Source organism: Ideonella sp. (assembly GCF_036277275.1).
Lineage (GTDB): Bacteria > Pseudomonadota > Gammaproteobacteria > Burkholderiales > Burkholderiaceae_C > Ideonella.
In genome coordinates, this window is record NZ_DASUNH010000058.1 from 1 (window position 1) to 2425 (window position 2425).

Annotated in this window: 3 protein-coding genes; all 3 read right to left on the bottom strand. The window is 70.1% G+C overall.

Annotation, left to right across the window (positions count from 1 at the left end; all coding sequences use genetic code 11):
* A partial coding sequence (locus tag VFY73_RS10765) for a lysophospholipid acyltransferase family protein (protein ID WP_329718486.1) occupies nucleotides 1-725 on the bottom strand: 725 nt, incomplete at its 3' end.
* A 17-nt stretch (nucleotides 726-742) separates the two neighbouring features.
* Nucleotides 743-1327 (bottom strand): D-glycero-beta-D-manno-heptose 1,7-bisphosphate 7-phosphatase, encoded by a 585-nt coding sequence (gene gmhB, locus VFY73_RS10770; protein ID WP_329718488.1) that lies wholly within the window; start codon nucleotides 1325-1327, stop codon nucleotides 743-745.
* A 26-nt stretch (nucleotides 1328-1353) separates the two neighbouring features.
* Nucleotides 1354-2425 (bottom strand): glycine--tRNA ligase subunit beta (gene glyS / locus VFY73_RS10775; RefSeq protein WP_329718490.1); only part of this gene is annotated, 1072 nt, incomplete at its 5' end.

Below are 2425 nucleotides of genomic sequence, written 5' to 3' on the forward strand. Positions count from 1 at the left end.
CGCATCTCCGCTTCGATCCAGCGCTCGACCTCGCGCGTCAGCTCCTCGGGCTTGCGCCCTTCCACCGCGATCGGGCGGCCGATGGAGACGTCGATCACGCCGGGGCGCAGCAGGAAGCTCTTGCGCGGCCAGCACTTGGCCGAGCTCACGGCGATCGGCACGATCGGCGTGCCGGTGGTGATGGCCAGCCGCGCGGCGCCGCTCTTGTACGCGCCCTGGCCGCCGCGCGGTGCGCGCGTGCCTTCGGGAAACATGATCACCCAGCCGCCCTGCCCCATGATGCGCCGGCCTTGCGCGGCCACCTTGTGCCAGGCTTCGGTGCGGCGGCTGCGGTCGATGTGGATCATGTCCAGCCGCGCCATCGCCCAGCCGAAAAACGGCACCCACAGCAGCTCGCGCTTGAACACGTAGGCCAGCGGGTGCGGCATCAGCGCCGGGAACGCGAAGGTCTCCCAGGTCGACTGGTGCTTGGGCGCCAGCAGCACGGCCGCGCGCGCGTCGGCCGCGGTCGGCACGTTGTCCATGCCCTGGACCCGCCATTTCACGCCGCAAATGATGCGCGCGCCCCAGATCGCCGTCGCCAGCCAGCGCGCACAGACCCAGTACAACGGCGTGCCGCGCACGAAAATCGACATCAGCACGACGAAGGTGGCCCAGGGCACCACGGTCACCGCCAACCACAGGAAGAACAGCGCCGAGCGCAGGGTCCAGCCGAGACGTTGCATGAGGGCAGGAAGATCGGTCAGACGGCGAAGCGCGCCGCCAACTCCTGTTGCAGCAGGTAGCTCGCGAACGACGCCAGGTCGTCGTGCACGACGGTGCCCGGCACCGCGGCCGCCCACTGGGCCAGCTCGGCGTCGGTGACCAGGCTGGCGCGCCCGCTCTTGACCAGGTGCGGCGGGCAACCGGCAGCGCGCGCAGCCTCGAGGTCACGCAGCGTGTCGGCGACCATCGGCACCTGCGACAGATCGGCGCCGTAGCGCTGAGCGATGTCGTGCATCATCCCCGGCAACGGCTTGCGGCAATCGCAGCCGTCGTCACGGGTGTGCGGGCAGAAGAACACCGCGTCGAGCCGCCCCCCCTTGGCGGCCAGCATCTTCATCATGTGCAGGTGCACCGCATTGACGGCCGACATGTCGATCATGCCGCGGCCGATGCCGGCCTGGTTGGTGGCGACCACCACGTGCCAGCCGGCATGGTTCAGCTTGGCCACCGCCTCCAGCGCGCCGGGAATCGGCTCCCACTCGGACGGCTCCTTCACGTGGTCCTCGCGGAACCGGTTCAGGATGCCGTCGCGGCCGAGGATGATCAGCTTGGGCGTCTGCATGGTCGGTGCCTTTCGCGGGCGACGGATCAGGTGGCCAGGCGCGAGAGGTCGGCGACGCGGTTCATCGCCGCATGCAGCCGGCCCAGCAAGGCCAGGCGGTTGGCACGCAGCGCCGGGTCGTCGGCGTTGACCATCACGCCGTCGAAGAACGCGTCGACCGGTGTCCGCAGCGCGGCCAGTTCGCGCAACGAGCCGGTGTAGTCGCCGCCGTCGAACAGCGCGGTCGAGCGCGGCTGCACGCCGTTGATCGCCTCGAACAGCGCGCGCTCGGCGCTTTCAGCCAGCAGGCTGTCGCGCACCTCGGTCGGCAGGTCTCCCTCGACCTTCTTCAGGATGTTGCCGACACGCTTGTTGGCCGCCGCCAGCGACGCCGCCTCGGGCAGCGCCGCGAACGCACGCACCGCGTCCAGCCGCTTTTTCACGTCGGCCAGGCGCTGCGGTGCCAGGGCGAGCACCGCGTCGACCTCCTGCGCCGAGTAACCCTGCTCGCGCAGCTGGCCACCCAGGCGTTCGGCGAAGAAGGTCTGCAACGCGGCGCTCGGGTCCTTGATGAGGGTGCCGAAAGCCGGCACCGCCGCGGCGACCAGGCCGTCCAGCCCCAACGGCAGCTCGCGTTCGATCAGCATCCGGATCACGCCCAGCGCATGACGTCGCAACGCGAACGGATCCTTGTCGCCGGTGGGCAACTGGCCGATGCCGAACAGGCCGACCAGCGTCTCCAGCTTGTCGGCCAGGGCCACCACCAGGCCGACGTCGTTGCGCGGCAGCTCGTCGCCGGCGAAACGCGGCTTGTAGTGGTCTTCGACAGCGAAGGCAATCGCCTCGTGCTCGCCGTCGTGGCGGGCGTAGTAGCCACCCATGATGCCCTGCAGCTCGGGGAACTCGCCGACCATGTCGGTCAGCAGGTCGGCCTTGGCCAGCAACGCGGCGCGGTCAGCCTGCGCGGCCAGGGCCTTGCCACCGAGCTGCGCAGCGATCGCGCGGGCGATCGCCATCACGCGCTGCACGCGGTCGCCCTGCGATCCCAGCTTGCCGTGGTAGACCACCTTGGCCAGGCCCAGCACGCGCGATTCGAGCGTCTTCTTGCGGTCTTGGTCG

What these genes read in the sequence shown, in the direction of transcription:
- gmhB (WP_329718488.1), bottom strand. Translation starts at nt 1,327, where the DNA reads ATGCAGACGCCCAAGCTGATCATCCTCGGCCGCGACGGCATCCTGAAC.